Origin of the sequence: Paraburkholderia lebeckiae (assembly GCF_050436325.1) — a bacterium.
GTDB classification, from domain to species: domain Bacteria; phylum Pseudomonadota; class Gammaproteobacteria; order Burkholderiales; family Burkholderiaceae; genus Paraburkholderia; species Paraburkholderia tuberum.
On the sequence record NZ_JBNDLZ010000002.1, the window covers coordinates 592,074 to 611,824 of the forward strand.

16 protein-coding genes and 3 pseudogenes are annotated in these 19,751 nt (G+C 60.8%); 9 read left to right on the plus strand and 10 right to left on the minus strand.

Annotated features, from left to right (window positions below):
* Window positions 1–54 precede the first annotated feature (54 nt).
* Both OKW44_RS05680 and OKW44_RS05685 read right to left on the minus strand, forming a co-directional pair.
* The gene (locus OKW44_RS05680; RefSeq protein WP_018421067.1) at window positions 55–369 is read right to left on the minus strand and encodes an L-rhamnose mutarotase; all 315 of its coding nucleotides are present in this window, start codon (window positions 367–369) and stop codon (window positions 55–57) included.
* Between the two features lie 82 nt (window positions 370–451).
* A pseudogene (locus OKW44_RS05685) lies at window positions 452–952 on the minus strand (ATP-binding cassette domain-containing protein); the annotation flags it as partial.
* A gap of 56 nt (window positions 953–1,008) precedes the next feature.
* Here OKW44_RS05685 and OKW44_RS05690 point away from each other — a divergent pair.
* From OKW44_RS05690 to OKW44_RS05700, 3 genes and pseudogenes are all read left to right on the plus strand, one after another.
* Window positions 1,009–1,560, plus strand: a complete 552-nt coding sequence (locus OKW44_RS05690; RefSeq protein WP_018421065.1) for an IS6 family transposase — start codon at window positions 1,009–1,011, stop codon at window positions 1,558–1,560.
* A 43-nt stretch (window positions 1,561–1,603) separates the two neighbouring features.
* Window positions 1,604–2,755, plus strand: a complete 1,152-nt coding sequence (locus OKW44_RS05695) for an IS110 family RNA-guided transposase (protein ID WP_018421064.1) — start codon at window positions 1,604–1,606, stop codon at window positions 2,753–2,755.
* 444 nt (window positions 2,756–3,199) lie between these two features.
* Window positions 3,200–3,424: pseudogene (locus OKW44_RS05700) on the plus strand (IS6 family transposase); the annotation flags it as partial.
* Window positions 3,425–3,750: 326 nt separating this feature from the next.
* On the opposite strand, the gene OKW44_RS05705 reads toward OKW44_RS05700, so the two are convergent.
* From OKW44_RS05705 to OKW44_RS05740, 8 genes and pseudogenes are all read right to left on the minus strand, one after another.
* On the minus strand, window positions 3,751–4,518 hold the full coding sequence (locus tag OKW44_RS05705) for a methyl-accepting chemotaxis protein (RefSeq protein ID WP_429409634.1): 768 nt from the start codon (window positions 4,516–4,518) through the stop codon (window positions 3,751–3,753).
* A gap of 16 nt (window positions 4,519–4,534) precedes the next feature.
* A pseudogene (locus OKW44_RS05710) lies at window positions 4,535–5,653 on the minus strand (Tar ligand binding domain-containing protein); the annotation flags it as partial.
* A 122-nt stretch (window positions 5,654–5,775) separates the two neighbouring features.
* Entirely contained in the window at window positions 5,776–6,903 is a 1,128-nt protein-coding gene (locus tag OKW44_RS05715) for a porin (RefSeq protein ID WP_018421063.1), read from the minus strand.
* A gap of 193 nt (window positions 6,904–7,096) precedes the next feature.
* Window positions 7,097–7,771, minus strand: a complete 675-nt coding sequence (locus OKW44_RS05720) for a response regulator (RefSeq protein WP_026225919.1) — start codon at window positions 7,769–7,771, stop codon at window positions 7,097–7,099.
* A 10-nt stretch (window positions 7,772–7,781) separates the two neighbouring features.
* A complete protein-coding gene (locus tag OKW44_RS05725; RefSeq protein WP_026225918.1) occupies window positions 7,782–9,152 on the minus strand; it encodes a sensor histidine kinase in 1,371 nt (456 codons plus the stop codon).
* 101 nt (window positions 9,153–9,253) lie between these two features.
* Window positions 9,254–10,096, minus strand: coding sequence for an ABC transporter permease (locus tag OKW44_RS05730; protein WP_018421060.1), 843 nt, complete (start codon window positions 10,094–10,096; stop codon window positions 9,254–9,256).
* 44 nt (window positions 10,097–10,140) lie between these two features.
* Window positions 10,141–10,938 (minus strand): ABC transporter ATP-binding protein, encoded by a 798-nt coding sequence (locus OKW44_RS05735; RefSeq protein WP_018421059.1) that lies wholly within the window; start codon window positions 10,936–10,938, stop codon window positions 10,141–10,143.
* A 93-nt stretch (window positions 10,939–11,031) separates the two neighbouring features.
* Window positions 11,032–12,045 carry an ABC transporter substrate-binding protein gene (locus OKW44_RS05740; RefSeq protein ID WP_018421058.1) on the minus strand — a complete coding sequence of 338 codons (1,014 nt, stop codon included), beginning with the start codon at window positions 12,043–12,045 and terminating at the stop codon, window positions 11,032–11,034.
* 286 nt (window positions 12,046–12,331) lie between these two features.
* On the opposite strand from OKW44_RS05740, the gene OKW44_RS05745 reads away from it, so the two are divergent.
* The 6 genes from OKW44_RS05745 (at window position 12,332) to OKW44_RS05770 (ending at window position 19,729) form a co-directional block, all read left to right on the plus strand.
* The gene (locus OKW44_RS05745; RefSeq protein WP_018421057.1) at window positions 12,332–12,496 is read left to right on the plus strand and encodes a hypothetical protein; all 165 of its coding nucleotides are present in this window, start codon (window positions 12,332–12,334) and stop codon (window positions 12,494–12,496) included.
* Entirely contained in the window at window positions 12,493–12,885 is a 393-nt protein-coding gene (locus OKW44_RS05750; protein WP_018421056.1) for a DUF3579 domain-containing protein, read from the plus strand. The genes OKW44_RS05745 and OKW44_RS05750 overlap by 4 nt, the downstream gene beginning before the upstream one ends.
* Window positions 12,886–13,262: 377 nt before the next feature.
* A complete protein-coding gene (locus OKW44_RS05755; RefSeq protein ID WP_018421055.1) occupies window positions 13,263–13,661 on the plus strand; it encodes a response regulator in 399 nt (132 codons plus the stop codon).
* A 1,448-nt stretch (window positions 13,662–15,109) separates the two neighbouring features.
* Window positions 15,110–16,408, plus strand: a complete 1,299-nt coding sequence (locus tag OKW44_RS05760) for an ATP citrate lyase citrate-binding domain-containing protein (RefSeq protein WP_280785282.1) — start codon at window positions 15,110–15,112, stop codon at window positions 16,406–16,408.
* Window positions 16,409–16,418: 10 nt separating this feature from the next.
* Window positions 16,419–19,118 carry a CoA-binding protein gene (locus OKW44_RS05765; RefSeq protein WP_280785294.1) on the plus strand — a complete coding sequence of 900 codons (2,700 nt, stop codon included), beginning with the start codon at window positions 16,419–16,421 and terminating at the stop codon, window positions 19,116–19,118.
* Window positions 19,119–19,282: 164 nt separating this feature from the next.
* Window positions 19,283–19,729, plus strand: coding sequence for a transposase (locus tag OKW44_RS05770; protein WP_051103799.1), 447 nt, complete (start codon window positions 19,283–19,285; stop codon window positions 19,727–19,729).
* The last annotated feature ends 22 nt before the right edge of the window (window positions 19,730–19,751 follow it).

Consider the following 19,751-nt stretch of genomic DNA (forward strand, 5'->3'; position numbering starts at 1 on the left):
ATCGGATGGACAAATCTTGTATCGTGCCTACGTGACTCCGCAGCCCGGGGCGACCTAGTCAATGTGAAACACGTTTTCCATCATTGCCCAGTGCTCCCCTTTTTCTCGCGACTCAAAGGGGATCTGGCATGGGTCTGTCAGTTTCCACCACCGTTGAGTCTCGGTATCGGCTGCAATCGCAGCCATATCCGCCTCGAAGTCTGTCCCGCCGTATTCCCAGTATCCGAAAAGAAGATTTTCCGGCTCATTAAGAAATATCGAGTAATTGGTGATATTGGAGCGCTGGAGCCGCTCGACAATCGCAGGCCACGGAGCCGCGTGCAGCGCTTTGTATTCGTCGATCTTCTCGGACTTGATGTGGATGACCATTCCCATTCGTTGCATTGAGTGTTCCCCGTGTTTTGCTCGCGTACCTGAGAGGCGGTCTGTCGGGTGCGCATTTTCGTCGTGCTTAGGCTGCAGCCTTCGTAGCGGCATACTCATCGCCAACCATCATCTTGACCACCGATTCACCATCTGTCTCACTCACCCGTTTTTCTCCTACCGCCTCACCGCGTCGAAGGACGAAGATGCGATCCGACACACTAAAAATGTCGAGCAGATTGTGCGAGATCAGAATGACCGAGACGCCTTTTTTCTTCAGCCCAAGGATCAGCTCCATCACCTTTCGCTGTTCGGGCACGCCCAGTGCGGCTGTGGGTTCGTCCATGATCAGCACCCGCGCGTTCCAGTAAATCGCACGTCCAATTGCGATGGCCTGACGCTGTCCGCCAGAGAGCATCTTGACCGGACCGTGGATCTTCTTCTCCGGAATGACGATGTCGAGCTGGTCCAGCACCTCGCGCGCGACGCCAGCCATGCGCGGGCGGTCGATGGTACTCACGCCGAAACGACGGTTCACCGGCTCACGTCCCAGAAAGATGTTGCTATCGACATCGAGATTGTCAGCAAGCGCGAGGTCCTGATGGCGCTGTCAGGTTAGAGGACCTGCCGCGGTAAAATGAAGCAATGAAAAAGACGAAATCGCTTTATCACGGTCATCGGTTCCCCGCTGTCGTCCATCAGCTGTGCTGTTCGCTGGTATTTCCGTTCAGCCTGAGCCTGCGCGACATCGAGGAGTTGTTGCTCGAGCGTGTTGTCGTAGTCACATACGAAACGATCCGTTGCTGGTGCGACAAATTCGGCGCTGGATTTTCTCGGCGCGCCAGGGCGGTGCGGCGCGAGCCGGGCAGTACGTGGCACCTCGACGAAATGTTTGTGACGCTGCGGGGGGAGCCGTATCTGTTGTGGCGCGCGGTCGACGAGCATGGCGCCGAACTGGATGTGCTGGTGCAAAAGCGGCGCGACAAGGCTGCGGCAAAGCGCTTTTTCCTGCGGGTGCTGCGTTCGAACCCGGTGCCGCGCAGGATTGTTACGGACCAGTTGCGCAGTTACCCGGCAGCAAAGGCTGATATTCCCGAACTCGCTCAGGTGAAGCACGTATTCGTCAAAGCGGCTGCACGCGTGAACAATCGCGCCGAGAACAGATCCTATGAAGCGTCCAAGTCGTCGACTGGCTAACGCCTAAAATCGGCGTACCGAGATTTGCTCACCGGAGAGCATCATGCGTACAGATCAGGGATACACGCGTACTGAGGAACCGGCGCTGGCGGTGTCACTCGAACTCGCCGCGGCGAAGTGGAAGGTAGCGTTGCACGACGGGCAGCGGGAGCAGCCGGCAGTGTACACCGTAGCGCAACCGCAAGCCCCCGCGCGCCTACAGGCCGTGCTGGAAGTGATCGAACAACAGAAGCTGAAGTGGTCGCTGCCCGCGGGCGTGCACCTTGTCGTGAGTTATGAAGCCGGCCAGGACGCGTTCTGGATCTATCGGGCGCTACGGGCACGCGGTATTGAGTGTCATGTGGTCGATCCAGCGAGCATTCCGGTCGAGCGCCACAAGCGGCGTGCCAAGACTGACCGGCTTGATGCAATCAGGCTGGTGGCCAGCCTGCGCGCGTGGCTGCGCGGCGAGCGCGACCGCATGCACGTGGTGCACGTGCCGTCACTGCAGGACGAAGCGTCCCGCCATCTGATGCGCGACCGAGGGGAACTGCAGAAGGAGGTGCTACAGCATCGTGACCGGATGCGCAAACTGCTTGTCACGCTCGGCTGCTGGGATGAGGTTGACCACAAGGCCTTCGCCGCCCGCCTCGCCCGTGACCAGGTGCGGTGTCACGACGGTGCGCCACTGCCGCGCGAGCTGCGGGAGCGGCTGCTGCGCGAGTGCGAACGGCTGGCGCTGGCCGTGCAGCAACTCGCGGCACTCGAGAAAACGCAACACGCTGGCCTGCCCGCACCCGCACGCGAAAGGATCGATCTTCTGACGCAGCTAAATGGCATTGGCCCGGTGGGTGGCTCGCGTCTGGCGCTCGAGCTGTTCTGGCGGGACTTCCATAACCGGCGCGAAGTTGGGGCCTGCGTAGGGCTGGTTCCACAACCCTACGACAGTGGCGAGAGCCAGGTGGACCAGGGGATCAGCAGGCAGGGCAACCGTCGCGTGCGCGCACTGCTGATTGAGATAGCGTGGTGCTGGATCCGTTACCAGCCTGGCAGTGCACTGACGCAGTGGTTCAACCAGCGCACGCAAGGCACGGGACCGAATCGCCGCGTGCGGCGCATTGCGATCGTCGCAGTAGCACGACGCCTCGCGATCGCGCTGTGGCGCTACTTGAAGGACGGCGTGATACCCGAAGGCGCACAACTGAAGTCAGTCTGAGCCCGAAAGGTATCGCGACAACGCAATCAAGGGAGGAACGATACCTGTCGATAGAGAGTTTGAAGTGAACATGCCCGTGTTGATGGCGGGTTGCTAACGCGACCGATTAAACAGATGGGGCATGCTCCCGGAACAGGTTCCGGCGTAACGCGCATAAAGGATGAGGCTGGCCATACGCCAGCGGATAGAAGTTGGTGAGACGTTGCTGTCTTACGCGCGCGATAAGCGGCTTCAGGCTAACGACGTCGACCGGCCTGTAGCCATGGTTGAAGTTGAGGGCGGTGGGAATCCGCCGGACTGCCGCGAAAATGCGGCTTGTATGGCGGCGAGCGCCATCACCCGCGCTTGCCGCCATACGCCAGCATGTCACCACTTTGCAGCGAGGAGAAAGAGACTTGACCTATCCTTTGTAAGCCAGTTCGCAAATGGCCTTGACAACTTTCTGCTCATAGAAGCCATCAGCCGACCCGCAGGCGCGAACGGCACATGTGCGGCTTTCGCGATGCACGTCGCACCCAGGCGTTTCTCTCATGCTTTGGCCCGTTCCGGCAGCACTTCGCCTTGCCCAGACATCAGATGAACGCAGCATGTCATCGCGCCATACTCAAGAAACGCCTCGCCGTCTGGCATGGTTGGGCCGTGGATGCTGAAATCGAGCATGCTATCTGATCAGGATACCTACGTTTAGCCAAAAACATAGCCTATGCTCGTCAAGTTGACAAAGCCAGTCAAACTCAAGGCTCTAAACATTAAACCCGCTGTTGCGCTTCACTCTTGAAACCGCCCTGCGAGTCAATCAGGTATGCCGGAGACTACCGATACAAATGGGGAGCACTTGACGAAAGGAGCGTCAAAATACGTCAGGGCGGTGACGGTGCACGAGGCAGGACAGCAGCAGTTTTTTCGCAGATCTGCAAAGCCTGCTCCGGCCGACGTCGGTTATGGCAGGTCCGCGACGGACACTGAACGCGCGAATTTACCGCGCCCATGCCACGTCATTCGGTCCGATGCGGAACGTCGTTGGGGAAAGGATACGGCGCGTGGGGGCCCGGCCATTCCGGTGCGGGCGGTCCGGTGAACGCGTCGCATCCCGCAAAGCTGGCCAGGAGCATGGATGCGAGCAAACCGGCCCCAAGCCGGCCCAAAGTCGTTCGAGCATCCATCTCGCGCCTCCTGACACACCATGCTGCTTTACTAATTGGACCGGCAATTGGGACAAGGGTTGCGCTGCGATGGCTTTGACGATCGCATGGGCCCAAAGGGTTCGATGGCTCATGCCTGGGCGGTCGATAGTTCTGACGGCGTCCAGTCCTGCCAGCGGGGTTCGTCGCCATGCGGCTGGCGAGATTCATGCAGTCGGAACACGGCACCGCATCGTCAAGGGCGCCCGCCTGGTCTTCGAGCGACGCCGCCGCAACCGCGGCCTGCTCAACCAGCGCGGCATTCTGCTGGGTCGCGTTGTCCATCTGCGTGACCGCGCGGTTGAACTGCTCGATGCCGCGCGACTGTTCTTCCGAAGCCACGCTGATTTCGCTCACGATACGGGTTACATTGCGCGCAGCGCCGACGATTTCCGTCATCGTGGCGCCAGCGCGGGTCGCGAGTTCGGCTCCATTCTGAACCTTTGCGACCGACCCACTGGTCAGCTCCCTGATCTCTTTCGCCGCTGCCGCCGAGCGTTGTGCCAGTGAACGTACTTCGCCTGCCACCACCGCGAATTCCACGCCCTTCGTCGCCAGCACGCACAGCTTCGACGGCGGCATTCAGCGCGAGTATGTTGGTCTGGAATGCGATACCCTCGATTGCGCCAATAATGTCGACGATCCTGTTCGATCCCGACGACATCTCTGCGATCACGTCGATGATCTGCTCGACAACGTCGCCGCCGCGCGCCGCGATCTCCGACGCGTTTTCGGCGAGTGCACTGGCCTGCCGTGCGTTGTCGGCATTTTGCCTGACCGTCGAGGTCAACGCTTCCATGCTCGATGCGGTCTCCTCCAGCGTCGCCGCCTGCTGTTCGGTGCGCGTCGACAGGTCGGCATTGCCGCTCGCGATCTCACGCACGCCGTGCGCGATCGCCGCGGTTCCGTGGCGAACCTGGCTGACGGCAGCAATGAGCCCCTCCTGCATGCGGGCAAGCGCCCCCATCAGCCGGCCCATTTCGTTGACGCGCAGCGTGGCGATCTGCCCTGTGAGGTCGCCGGCAGCGATCCGCTCGAAGTGCCGGATCGCCGCGTTGATCGGCCGTACGATCGACGCTGTCACCATGAAGCGCGCGAAGAGGCCGAGCGCGAGCGCGACAACTCCTATGGCCCCAGACACCCAGCACAGCAGATGAAAATGCGCCTGGGCCAGATTGAAGCGTGCCTTCTGCTGCTGCATCTGGACATTCTCCAGCGCAAGCTGGGCACTGTTATAGTCGCTGAACACCGCATCAGGGGCCTGAGGCTCCGTGGTCCGGAACGTAATGAAATCGCTCTGGTCGATCGCCGCGACTTCTGGGGCCAGCACCTGTTTCATCAACTGCTCACGTCTGGCGCGCAGTGCGTCAGCCAGGCCCTTCTCCACGTCGTCCGACGGCGGCTGCGTGAGATACGCCGCCAGTTCACGATCACTGTCCGCCAGCCCGGCGTGTACGCCGGCGAGCACCGCGTCGGTGGGTTTTCCCTGCGCGACGAACGTTTCGTAGGCGCCGAGATCGACGCGCACCTGCAAAATTGCTTCGCCGCTCGCGGCGAGGTGACGCAAGGCGATCGTCTCTTCGGTGTACATCTTTTCGAGCGCCGCGTTGGCCGTCTTAAGACCAGCGACAGATGTGGCGATCACGAACACCAATGCCGCCGTATAGCCGGCGATCGTGACTGTCAGGGCGGTGCGGATGGTGGCATTTCTGAACATTTCTGAACATGGTAGTCGTCCTCGACCCGCGGTACAGAAAAAAGCGGCGAACGGATTTATCCGTCGCCGCCAATAGGAGCACTTTTCGTCGATAAATCAGCCAGGCGGAGTGGCTCCCAGGATCAGAAGCGGGTGCGAACACCCGTCGTGAGTTCAAGCTGGTTGGTCGCACCAAATGTGGTTCCGACCGTATAGCCGCCGTGAAGTCTCATGTAGTCGCCGGCCAGATATACTTCGGTACGCTTCGACAGGTGATAGAAAGCCGACCAGTACAGCGTTTCCTTGTAGCCGTTGTGGAGACCCGACGTCGGATCGAAAGCACCGAGGTTCGCGTTCGGGATGTCGCCGTCGCTGTTGTACGCGGCATTGTGCACGCGCATCTGCTGGTAACCGAGTTGGTAGTCGAACGGTCCCTTTGGCGACAGCTTGAGCGATACCGTCCATGCGTTATCCTGGCGCTGGCCGAGCGCGCCCTGATTGCCCAGGTAACGGAAGTAACCGGCGTTGGCACGCAGGATGCCGAACGTATAGTTGCCGCCGACCGAATACGACTGGTTCGTGAAACCGACGCGATTCACGTGGCTATAGAAGCCCGACACGTTGAACGGGCCGCCGTTGTAGCCAAGCGCTGCCTGGTAGTTGGAGTTGGTGCCGAAGCTCGTGCTGTTACCGAATGCGTAGCCGGCACTGGCAAAGATGCCGTTGCTGAACAGCTTCTTCCACGCCAGACCATTGGTGTAACGGGTGCCCGTCGCACTGGCCGCATAGTAAATCATCTGCTTGAAGTTGTTTACATTGGTCCAGCCGCCCTCTTCGGTGGTCAGTTGGGCCGAACCATACGGATCACCGTAGATCGCCGACGCGTCACGCGCGATCGTGTTCTGGAACCCTGCCGTAAACTTGCCGAACGTGTCGTTCTGGATGCCGACCCACGCGTCACGATCGAAGATCTGGCCCGGATCTTCCATCTGCCCGTTCGCGACGACGAATTCACTCTCGAGCCGGAAAATGATCTTCGAGCCGCCACCGATGTCCTCCGCACCCTTCATGCCCCAGCGACTGCCGCTGAACCACGGTTCGCCGCCGATACCCATGCCGATGACGTGATTGCCGTTCGCGTCGGCATGCGTCTGGTAGGTCGGCACGCTCAGGTCCATCAGGCCATAAAGCTGCACGCTCGACTGCGCGTGGGCCGCGGTCGCGCCGAGCGCACTGGCCGCGATAGCCAAGGTCAAGTATTTTTTCTTCAAGATCGTCTCCTCTGATTGCTGCGTTGAAAATCTGGTTTTCTGCTCGCGGCCGCTGCAGCCCGTCCGTTCTGGGTATGTGAATCTGGTATGCGATGGACGCAATCCTAGTTACCCCAATCCTTCACGCCCCTTTCCCGTGTCATTCGTACAACTAAGTATATTCACTGATATACGTCATGACGCCCTATGCCCATTATCCGGGATCCTTTTGCCGCAGGATGTAACCTAGGCCCCGCAACGTCATGATCTGCGCGCTGGACCTCGCGAGATGTTTGCGCAAGCGGTGAATATAGATGTCGATGGCGTCCGCACTCGGCTCGTCGTCCAGACTGAACACACTCTCCATCAGGATGGTCTTCGAGACCGTTTTGCCCTGTCGCAACATCAGCGTTTCGAGGACAGTGTGCTCGCGACGCCGCAACGCTAGGGGTGCGTCATGGTGAAGGAACTCCCGCGTATCGGATATGTATTGGAGATCGCCACAGGTGAGGCACGAAGACATGCCACCTGATTGCCGGCGGATCAGCGCCTTGATACGGGCGACCAGCTCGCGTGCGTCGAACGGCTTGACAACATAGTCGTCGGCGCCCGCACTGAAACAATCAACCTTGTCCTCGGTCGAACCATGCGCCGTCAGCATCAACACCGGCACGGTGTCGCCGCGGCGGCGTAGTCGTGCCAGTACCTCCCTGCCGTCCATTCGCGGCAACCGAAGATCAAGCAGCACTACGTCATAGCGTTGCGTCGTTAGCACCCCATCCGCGTGTTCACCGTCAGGGACACAGTCGACCGCGAAGTTCTCCTGGCGCAACAGATTGACAATCCAGTGCGCAAGCTCAATGTTGTCTTCCACCAGTAGTAGCTTCATCGCGTTGCCCTCAATCATGCCATCTCGGCAAGCGGACCCTGACCACGAGGCCGACATGCTCGACGTCCGGTTTCAATGCGACCGTTCCGCCATGCGAGTGCGCGATTTCGCGCACGATCGACAGGCCCAGACCCGTTCCCTCGCCGTCAGTCGCCCCGCGGTAGAAACGTTCGAACACGTGGGCGCGCGCCTCGGCCGGAATGCCGGGACCGTTATCGATAACCTGCAGTAAAACTGCATCGCCCTCCTCCCGGCACGTTGCAGTAACCCTTCCGCCCTCCTGCGTGTAGCGGATGGCGTTATCGACCAGATTCGTCACGAGTGCCGTCAACAGGGTCACGCTACCGGACACGTACGCCGGTCCGGTAAGCTCGGCGCCGAGATCGATCTGGCGCCGCTGTGCGGCCACCACGAGTTCTTCCAGTACGCACGACACGACAGCGGCCAGGTCGACCCTGACGGGTGTGCGATCAGGCGATGACGACTCGGCCTGGGCCAGCAGCAGGAGTTGATTGGTCATCTCGGTCATCTTCCCACTGGTGCGACGTATACCCGCCAGCGCATCTGTCAGCAGCGGTCCGCAATGCCCGCACGGGCGGGCGCACTGGATCTGCGCCCCCAGCAGCGCAAGGGGAGTACGCAACTGGTGCGCGGCGTCCGCAATGAATTTTCGCTGTGTGGTCGCATGCAGTTTCAGGCGCGCGATACACTGATTGATCGCGTCGACGACAGGGCGCAACTCCGAAGGCAGGCGCTCGATCCGGATAGGCTCGAGTTGCAACGCGTCGCGGTCGGCCACGTCCTCCTTCAGTCTGATAAGCGGTCGCAACTCAAGGGTCAGCCCGAGCAGGGCAAGTGCTACCACAAGCGCCAGCATCAGCCCCTGCCGGACTAACTGGGGACGCCACAGGGTCTGCAGCATGGCCCGGTACGATGCCTGCGTCTTGGCCACAATAACTGTGACCGGCTCGGTTGCGCCGGAGTCGTATAGTTCCCGCTCATAGGCGACCGCGCGAATGGGCTGACCATCAAGCGCCGTGTCGTAAAACACGGGGCGCGGCGTTGCATGCGCAGGTAGGGCCAGGTTGGGATTGCCGCCGAGCAGGCCCGCCCGGCCCTTGACTATCCTGTAGAACACCTGATCCTGGTAGGGCGACTCAAACATCTCGAGCGCTGCGGGCGGAATCCTGGCAATCAGCACGCCATTTTCCCAATTAACTTCCTCGCCGATGATGCGCGCAGAGGCGAGCAATGCGTTGTCCTGCAGAAGGCCGGCAGTTTCGCGAGCCGCGTCATATGACATCAGGCCGGTGACGAGTACAAACATGCCGACCGGCACCAGCAGCCACCCGAGCAGGCGTGCACGCAGGCTATGCATCATCGTGGACTCCCGGCATGTTCCGCGCGTGCTGCGACTGCGATCAGCACTGGCCGTTTCCTTCCCCTGGCTGATCGCAAGCGCAACCTTGCGCCTCCTGACGCTCAGAACGCAGCAGGTCTCCATTTCAGCAGGCGCTTTTCCAGCGTGGTAAGCAGATAGTCCGCAGTAAGCGCGACCACCGCGAGCACGATCATCGCTGCAAAAACCCCACTGGCGTTGAATGCACCCTGCGCGGTCGAGATCAGCAGGCCAATGCCCTGTTTGGAGCCGAGAAACTCGCCAACCACCGCGCCAACGAGGGCGAAGCCGAAGCTCACATGCAGGCTGGCGAGAATCCACGACAGTGCGGAAGGAATCACGACTGAGGTGGTCAGCTGACGCCTGGATGCGCCCAGGATCTGCGCATTCGCAATCATGTAGCGGTCAGCTTCCCGTACGCCCTGGAAGGCGTTGCCGAACACGACGAAAAAGACCATCACGACGGCCAGCGCCACTTTCGATGCCATCCCAAGGCCCAGCGCGATCACGAACACTGAGCCGAGCACAACGCGGGGAATTGAATTCGCGATCTGGATGTAGAGGCTGAACACATCGGAGAGCAGCTTGTTGCGGCCCAGCACAACGCCGCAGACAATGCCGCCAACCGAACCGATCAGAAACCCAAGGAATGTTTCCTCAAGCGTGACCCAGACCTGCACCAGCAGCGGGCCTTGTGACGTGCCGTTTACGAACCAGTCCACGATCTGCTGGAAGATCAGCGACGGCATCGAGAAGAAGAATGGATCGATCCATTTGGTCCGCCCGCCGATCTCCCATCCGCCGAGCACAACCACCAATACCAGGATACGCAAGCCGATGATCAGCGCATTCCGTTGTCGCAGCCGTCGCTGTGCAATTCGCTCAACCGCGGCCAGCGACGTAGCGTCGATGCCTGCTTCCGCCATGTATTCAGAGGTTGCCATGAGTGTTTTCCGGATCTGGGGTTGAGTCATGCGATCTGCACTTCTTCACGCAGGTCGCACCAGATATCGCGCGAAATCTCGATAAAGCGCGGATCGTAGCGAACCTCCGACGTCACGCGCGGCCTCGGCAGATCGATCTCGTAGACTTTTTTCAGCGTCGCGGGCCGCGCGCTCAGCACGAACACCCGGTCGGCCAGCGCAATTGCTTCTTCGAGATCGTGCGTGACGAATACCACCGAGCCCGCATTGGCCGACCACAACTGCAGCAGCTCATCCTGCATCAGCGTGCGGGTCTGCATATCGAGCGCGGAGAACGGCTCATCCATCAGCAGGATTTCCGGCTTGTTGATGAAAGTCTGCGCGAGCGCGACGCGCTTGCGCATGCCGCCCGACAGTTGATGCGGATAGTGCTTGCCGAACTTTTCGAGCCCGACGCGGCGCAGCCATTCGTTCGCCTCGTCGTGCGCGGCGGACTTCGAGCGGCCGCGATACAGCGGGCCAGCTGCGACGTTATCGAGCACCGAACGCCAAGGGAACACCGCGTCGGCCTGAAATACAAAGCCGATGCGCGGATCGATGCCATCAACCGGTGCGCCCATCACACGCACTTCGCCGGTGGTCGGCTTGAGCAGTCCGGTGATCATGCTGAGCGTCGTTGATTTGCCACATCCGGTCGGTCCCACCACCGCGACGAACTCGCTTTTGGCTACGGACATGCTGAAGTTGCGCAACGCGACTGTCGCCTTGCCATCGGGACTGATGAAGCGACATGACACCGAGCGAAACTCGATGACCGGCGCGTCCTTGGAAACAACGTGGTTCATTCAGTACCATCCATGGGAATAAGCGAAGCCACAAGGGCGGCACCGCGAGCGCAACGGAGCCGGTTGCACTAGCGCTCTGAGCGCGCCAGCGACCTATTTCGAGCTGACAAACTCGTTGGTGTAGGTTTTGCCCAACTCGATATGCTTGCCTTTGACCGACGGATTGAACGCCGAGAGCACCTTGAGCACGGTCGCCGGACCATCAGCCGGCATCCTGCCGTCGACGGTGTACATCGGCAATGACGCCTTCAGGGCGCTCACGTAAAGCGGCTTGTCTTTCTGATAGTCGTCGGGCATCTTCGCCGCGATATCTTCCGCGCTATGCGAGTGGATGAATTGCATCGTGCGAACGAAGGCATGCGCGAGCTTGGCCGCTTCCGCCTTGTGCGAATCGGCCCATGCGGCCTGCACGTAGAGACTTGACGCAGGATAGGTGCCGCCCAGTGCCGCCTTCGTGCCCTCGACCGAGCGCATGTCGACGAGCACCTTCGCCTCGCCCGATTTCAGCAATGCCGACACCGTGGGCTCAGTGGTCATGCCAGCGTCGATACGGCTTTGTTTGATCGCAGCAATGAAGCTGGCATCAGCACCCACCGGTAGCATCGTGTATTCCGTCGACTGGATACCGTGCTGTCCGGCGAGGTATTGCGTGAGGAAGCTGGTCGACGAACCCAGGCCCGTCACGCCGAGCGTCTTGCCCTTGACGTCGGCCATCGATTTGACCGCATCGGCAGCTTTGGTCGACACCATTTCGACTTCGCCTGGCACCTGACCAAAGACGACAATCGCTTTGACTTCCTTGCCCTTCGTCTGCAGATCGATCGTGTGGTCGTAGAAGCCCACGACACCCTGGACGGCACCGGCCAGCAGTTCGTTCTCTGCATCGACACCGGCTGGCTGCGACAGCAGTTCAACGTCAAGCCCCTCGTCCTTGAAGTAGCCAAGTTGTTCAGTCAGGCGCGCCGGCAGATAGATCAATTTCGTGATGCCGCCAACCATGATCGTGATCTTCCCGCTGTCGGCAGCCGTCGCTTGTTGCGAGGCAAGGCTGAACAGCAGGCCGGAAGCGAGAGCGATATGGCGAAACGCACTGAGGTTCGGTTGCATCGATAGTCTCCGTTATTGTCGGCCGCGAAGTGCTGCCTGTATGCATCGATGGCGCGATTATGGGCGCATGAACCCTTCTCTCGGCTTTCACGACAAAGCCTTTCAATTAGGGGATTTCCATGAGACCGCCGTCGCCGGATGCGAAAACACGGCCCCGTTACGGTCTGCGTCGATCTTTCTCCGCCTGATCCAGGAAAGACTGATTCCAGTCATGGAAACCCAATCAGAAGTGATCGCAGGTGAAAGCCGAGAGAAGGTTTCACCCTCTTAAAATCGCATCATTGACATGGAAGAGCCCTTCCTGAAAACAGCCCTGACGACCGGTGCAATCCGAAAAATGAGCTTCCAGACCGGCATTCTCACGTCGAACGCAGCGTCGGACAAACTGCCCGAACACAGACAGCCCGCCCGCTACCTGACGGCGCACACGCCGGCGATTCCAGCAACATGACTGACGATGGTATTGACTGTTACCTGATCCGCGGCGTGACGTCGCAACGCAAGCTGTTCCCGCCGGGCGACTGGGCCGAACGCCTGACCGGGGTCATCACGCTGTTCGTTGGCGAGCGCGGCCCCGGCATTCATCTCGCCTGCACGCGACTTGCGATGCCGGTTGGGGAACAGGATCTTAAATGCCTGCGCATCGCGCACGAATTGCGGCGCGTCTGTCCCGACGCATTTGATTTTGTCATGCGGTTCGCCAGGGACAACGACCTGGCAGTCGACATCTGCCGTGTTCTCAATGAACGAACAGGGCGCGTTCCGAACAGTGAGCCGGAGGCTTCAGTAAAGAGAGCAACGGACGAGGTGAACGCGTCGGCGATTTCGACTGGTTTCTAACGGCGCTCAAGGGTTAAGTGCGGGGCGCGATGGCTGGGAGACCGTTGATGGAAATACTCACTGAAATGCGTTACACATATGCGTGCGTGGCGTGTGGGCACCGCGCCACCGTATGGCGGGCGGACGCGTCGCATGCGGGAGAGCTGGCCATCTGCGCGCGGTGCGACGGACAGGTATGGCTGAGCAGTGATGACTCAACAGATCTGGGAAAAGCGGCGGCGACCGTGGAGGGCCGGAGCAGCAAAGACCTGAGGGGCGGCCACGAGCCAAGTCCAGCAGCATCGGTTACGGGAGGTCCTGGTCACGTGTGAAGAAGTACGGTCAGCGTCGACTGCCGGCCCTCGAACAATCGCCTTCCGGACTTTCGGTACGTTGTCGTGATTCATGTTCTGATTGCCGACGACCGTCCAGTCGTACGGGCTGGCCTCAGCCACTTCATCGAAAAAACCACGGATATCATTGTGTCTGGGGAGGCGACGCAAGGCACCGCGATACTCGAGGTGTTGCGCACGCGCCATTTGGATCTTCTGCTGCTTGACATGTCGATGCCCGATATTAACGGTATCGAGCTGATCCGCCGTGTGCGAGTCGAATGGCCGGCACTCGCCATCCTGATCATGAGCGAGCAAAACGAAGCACCGGCCGTCTCGCGCGCGCTGCGGGCGGGCGCAACCGGCTATGTAGCGAAGGACACCGATCACGAGATCCTGATCGGCGCGGTATACGAGGCCAGAATCGCGACAAGCAGCGAGAACAGGACGAGCAGGCTGTTGTAGGTGCTGGCAAACATTGGATATCCCCCGTAGACGTTGATCCGATTTTGCCTGGATTCCTTCCGATTCGCCTTCCCACGACACGGTCAATGAAAGAAGTGCCAGCTCGTCACGTATAACGACCTGGTTCACATGCAACTTTAGGGAAAAGTCTGCAAAAGCCATCGGACCGGTTGGCCGGCGCGTTGCGCCACCCGCGGCCGGACGCTGGTTCTGCGTCGATGTCAAATGAGCGCACCTGGCCGGCCCCGGTCGCACGGCGAACTTCCGTAGGCGACGCACGAGAGTCAGTCGCCGCCTATCGGCGAATGTCCGAAGGCGATCACATGAGAGTCAACTGGCGGGATTCGAAGCCTCCGCCTCAATCTTCCTTGCGCCCGTATGGTAATCGCGATCGACGATCATGTTGCCCCAAAGCGGCGAGTACAGATTGATAGCGCCCGAGCTACGTAGGGATAGACCTTAAAGAAAACCTGCCTTTGTGAAAGCTAACAGAAGGATTCAGCACACTAAGATCGTAGCGTCGATACGGAAGGGCGGCAGAGCGCTGCCACAACCGATGCGCGCCTAATTTCTGCTATCGCGAGTGTCATGAGGTAGAAATTCGCATACAAACCTCTCTCCATGGTCGCGATCGATACAGTGTCGCAACGACACCCTACGAGCCGTGCAAAAAAGTGATGTCCTCACGGCCTACTGTTTGTAGTTCTACTAGATGTCTACATCAACGAGACAGAGGTTGAAGGAGACGGCGATGGATTCGGTGGACAGGTCTTCTTTGCGTTTGCTGATCGAAAAATGGGTTGGACCGACTCCGGAGACGCCGGTTCGGGTAAGCCGGTTCGGTCGCATACCCTCGAGTCGGCGACGCTATGCTATCTATACGTCGAGGCATTGCTGCCGGCATGCGCGTTGGCAATTTATTTCTTCCTCCACGATGACGGTACATGGTGTGTATTTCCGCCTGCGGTGGAACGTCCGGCAATGAGCGTTTTACGGCTTGCAGCCTGATAGCGGTACCTGTTGGCGAAAGGCAAGCAACAACCCTTGGTTATGTATTGGATTTTTAACTCACTAGAGTGCAACCGCCTGATCGCTCCCGCACCGATCGAAGCTGACACTTCGCACTACATCGAGGGCGAGACTGTCGTGCTGGCAAAGACCGTTCCGTTCGGGCACAACGTCGCGCCGCGCATGACAGGGTGATCCGCTACCACGCACCAATTGAACACGTGAACGCCCACGGGCAGTGCAGTTCGCGATCCGGTCGGTCTTCACGCATCGGATTTCATAGAGCGCACCCGAGCGCCGCATAGAGCGTGCGCCAACGACCGCGCATCTGCTCTGCGCATACGGCGCCCGATCAATGGCTCGGCCGGCGGTGTGCCAATACCGGGGCCACAAGAGCCGTTTTCCTTTTTATATCGCAATGAATTTCAGGAGACATTTCGATGCAAATCACCGGTATGTTGCACGGCGCGCGCCTGCTGCAATTCGTCGGATTCCCGGCCAGTGAGATCCTCGGCCCGGGCGCCAGCGAGGAGGAAGTCAAGGCGCTGATCGACCGTCATCGCCAGATCTTCATCAAGCCCGTCTTCAAGGGCGGAGTCGGCAAGAAGGGCAAGGCAGGTTTGCTTGGCCGTGCGACCGACCTGAAGACCGCGCTCGCGGAAAAGGAGCGGCTCTACTTCGCCGGGCATGCCGTCGGCCACATCAAGGCGAAGGCGAATGGCGTCACCTTCGAAGCCGGTGTGCCGGCCACGCACGAAGTCTACTTCTCGATCACGGATTCCACCCGTTTTCGCGCACCGACCATGACGCTCTCGCACATGGGCGGCATGGACATCGAAGAGGTCGACCCGAAGCAGGTGGCGATGGTGCCATTCGATGCGCTGACCGGGCTGAAGGCGTTCGTCGTAGCGAATGCACTGAGCGAGATCGGCGCGCCGAAGGAGATCATTTCGCCGCTCGTGCAGCAGTTGCCGAAACTCTGGGAACTCTTTCACGACTTCGGCATGACGACGCTCGAGTTGAACCCGATCCGCATGCGCGAGGACAAGAACGGACGACTCACACCCGTCGCCTGCGACTTCAAGTGCGGCTTCGATCGCGACGATCCGCGCTGGGCGCGTCTTGGCCTGCCGCCTCATCTGTTCGCCGCCGATTACTCGGATTTTGAGCAGGAGATCAACCAGCTTCGCACCCACCAGGGCCAGAGCGATGTGTACGTCATCAACGAGAAGGGAACGATCCTCGCCCCGACCTTCGGCGGCGGCGCCAACTCGCTCGTCACTGAAATGCTGGGCGACGCCGCGATCATCTCGTCGGATTTCGGCGGCAATCCGCCTTACGCGAAGATGAAGGAAGTGGCGCGCATCTGTTTCAGGCACTGGCTCGAACAGGCGAATGTGCTCTTCATCATCGGCGGCAAGTCCAATAACACGGACATCTACGAGACGCTGCGCGCCATGGCCGACGCCCTGCGCGAGCACTTCAGCGGGCACGGAGCGACACCGCTTTATGTCGTGCTGGGCCGGGGAGGCCCGAACCTCGTGCGCGGCATGTCGGCGTTGAGGGACACCTGCGACTCGCTGGGCCTGCCCTACCGGCTGTTCGGCTTCGACTCTGACATCAGCGAAGTGATCCAGTACGCACGCCAGGCGGACGCCTGGATGCGCGCCGGCGGCCGCACCGAGATCGCAGCAAGGATTGGCGCGTCACCGAGGCAAACCGGAACGGCTCATGCCTGAGGAGATCGACATGTACAAGCAAGGCAGCAATACGTTCAGGTACTTCGTTGGCGTCAACTCACTCGCACAGATCGCCACGCGCGAGGATCGCGTGTGCGTGCTCAACATCCTGGGCGGTGAATCGTCGGACGTGACGCCCGTGAGTCACGCATTCTCGGGCGGTAACGTCGTATTCGGCACCGCGCCGGGCAAGGGCGGGCAAGTGCTCGCGACGCCGGCCGGCGATATCCCCGTGTACAACAACGTCCGTGAGGGGCTGCAGGCGGGACACCGGTTCAACTGCGGCGTCGTTTACCTGCCGCCGTCCGCGGCCCGCGACGGCGTCGCTGAGCTGATTCGCGTGAATCCCGAGCTGCGGAAGATTTTCATCATCACCGAGAAGATCGCGGTCCACGACGCCCGCGAAATCCGCGCGATGGGCCAGCAGGCGGGCATCGACATCTTCGGCGCGAACGGCCTCGGCGTCGCCGATTCGTGGAATCGCGTGAGGATCGGCGGAGCGCTCGGCGGCGACAATCCTGACGATTCGTTGCGCAGGGGCTCGATCGCGATCTTCTCCAACTCCGGTGGCTTCAGCACGACGATTGCGCAATACCTGCGCATGGGTGGCTGGGGCACGTCGACGGTCATCTCGAGCGGCAAGGACGTCTACATCCACTATGCCGCGCCGGAATTCGCGTTCGCACTCGCCAACGATGCGCGCAGCAAGGCTGCGGTGCTTTACTGCGAACCGGGTGGCTACTACGAGGCCGATGCGGTCTTCACGAAGCCAGTCGTCGCGTGCGTCGTGGGACGGTGGAAGAGCCGCCTCACGCGGGCAGTCGGCCACGCCGGCGCGATGGCCGGCGGCAACGACGATGCGCAGGCCAAGGAACGCTGGTTCATGCAGAAGTTCGGCGTCGAGCGCCTCTTCACGCCGGATGATCCATGCTGCTCGACGAAGGGTGCCGTGGTGACGAACATTGCGCACATCCCGGCCGCGCTGAGCGCCGTGATGCGCGCCAACGCGACGATGCCCGATTTCGAGTCGGAGGGCAGTCTCGCACTCAAGCCGTGGTTTGGCTCCGATCAGGGCATCGCGCTGCCGGACGGCCTCGCGATTCCGGTCGTGGAAGCTGTTGCGCCGTATAACGAGCAGGTCCGTCAGGTCAATCGGCAGATCGGCGTGATCGCTCCGCGCCAGACGCTCAAGGACGCATCGGGCGCATCGCAGATGGATGCGAAGACGCAGGTGAGCAGCCTGCACGGCGCGTCGATGCTGGAGGCGGCGACGCATTCGCTCGAAGCGAACGTCGGCCTTGCCCTGCTGCACGAGTTCGGCGGCGAGAATGACGAAAAACTCATCGATGTGGCGATCGCCGCATTCGTCAATCTGCACGGCAGGCCGGAACTCGCGGCGGCGCAAGCCGCACGCGAAGCGGACAACGCCCCGAATGCAATTCTCGCGGCTGCGGCGTCGATCGTCGGGCCGAAACGTCAGCGCGCGGCGCGGGACGTCACCAGGTGGCTGATCGATCGGTTTGCGGCCGCCGGTCTTGCCGACGCGCTGAACGAAACCTTCGACGTCGCACGCATCGACGCAAGCGGCTGTGAACAGTTCTTCACCGACTCTCGCGATCCGCTCGCCGAAGCAATGCTCGCGGGACTCGCCGCGCGCGGCGCGAAATCGGCGTTCGTCCGCTGGCTGACGTCGCAGCCCGCTCACCCGACCGGCGACGCGGTGCTGGCCGCGATCACGACGACGCTGGCGTGGGGCCCGCTCATGCGCAAGCGCATCTCGCGCGTGACCGCCGAAAGCCTGCCCTGGTGGAGCATGCTGTTCGGGACGCTGATCGGTGCATCGGCCGATGCGTCGCGGCATGGCCCGGACGGTTTCTGCGGCTTCTCCACCGACGAATTGCTGAACGAGCGCAGTCTCACCGAAATCGGCTTCGCCGCGCTGCTCAACCGGAAGCCGGGTCCGGACGACCTGTTCGCCTTCAAAACGCTCGTCGGCCTGCTGCTCACCAACGGTCCGGGCGCGATCTCCGCGCAGGGCGCGAAGGGCGCGGTATCCGCCGACGGTCCGGAAAGCCCCGAGCGCGTGCAGCTCAACAAGGCGCTGGTCGGCTTTCTCACCCATACCGGCTACACGCACGGCGGGAACGGGTACGAGGGCATCGCGTTCCTGATGGATGCTTTCAGGGAAACCGCGCTGGACGATCCGTCGAAGCCCGGCCACGGCGTGGACCTGCGCTCGCTCGCCGAGCGCTCGGTCGAGCGCTATGCGCAGTACAAGGCCCGACAGAAGCATGCGGGCAGCCTCGACATCGCGAAGCTTCCGGGCGTGAATCATCCGGTGTTCAAGGACAGACCGGTCAACCACGACCCGCGCGAAGTGTTCATCGCGGAACTGTGCGGGAAGCGCGGTGAATACAACGTGTTCCATGCGTACTACCGCGAGCTGGTGCAGGCGTTGTTCGACGCAGGTGTCTCGCGCAACGTCTATTGCGTCAATGTCGATGCGGTGATCGCCGCATTGCTGCTGAAGATGCTGTGGCAGCCGCTGCGACGCGGTGAATTCAGCGAGACCGATCTGGAGACCGCCGCGTTCACGATCTTCCTTTATCCGCGCATGCTCGGCTGCGCGGCGGAAATCGACGATCATCTCAACCGCGGACGCAATATGGACACGCGCACGCCCGCGTCCCAGTGCCGCTTCGTGGCGTGATCGGATTCCGCGCCGGCTGCGGGGCAAGCCGCTCAGGCAGGCTTCCCCGCGTCGATTGATAACCAGAGAACATCAATCGTTCCGAACGTTGCACTTATAGTTTCGCGGCTTTCGGGCGAATATTCCAGCCAACAACAATCCGCCGAAGCGGCGCGAGCACGGGGATGAGTTTCGGCCGGGCCAGTGAATGGTACAAGCAGAAGTACGGCAAAAAGGCAGCGAAAACGCCGCGGCGCAAGATGCACCTGTCGATCGACGTTGACATGAACGTTCACGCAATCGCCATCACCGGCACAGACGTTTCGGATAGCGAAGGGATGGAGCGCGTTCTGCCCGCTGATCTCCCGGTTGACTGCTTGATCGCGGACGGCGCCTACTATAGCATCGAGCGGGCCGAGGAGCTGTCCCGATCCGGCGTGCTCCCCATTATTCCACCGCCTTCTCACGCGGTGGTCCACGGCGAAGAGCAGACGCGATGGCACGACAAGATCGTTAGCTACATCAGGGAAAAAGGCATTTACGCATTCACAAGAAATACGGCTATGGGAAGCGCTCGCTGGTTGAAGCGCAGATCTCCCGGATCAAGCGTTGCATCGGCTCGACCTTGCTGACACGAAAAATTGAGTCGCAGGA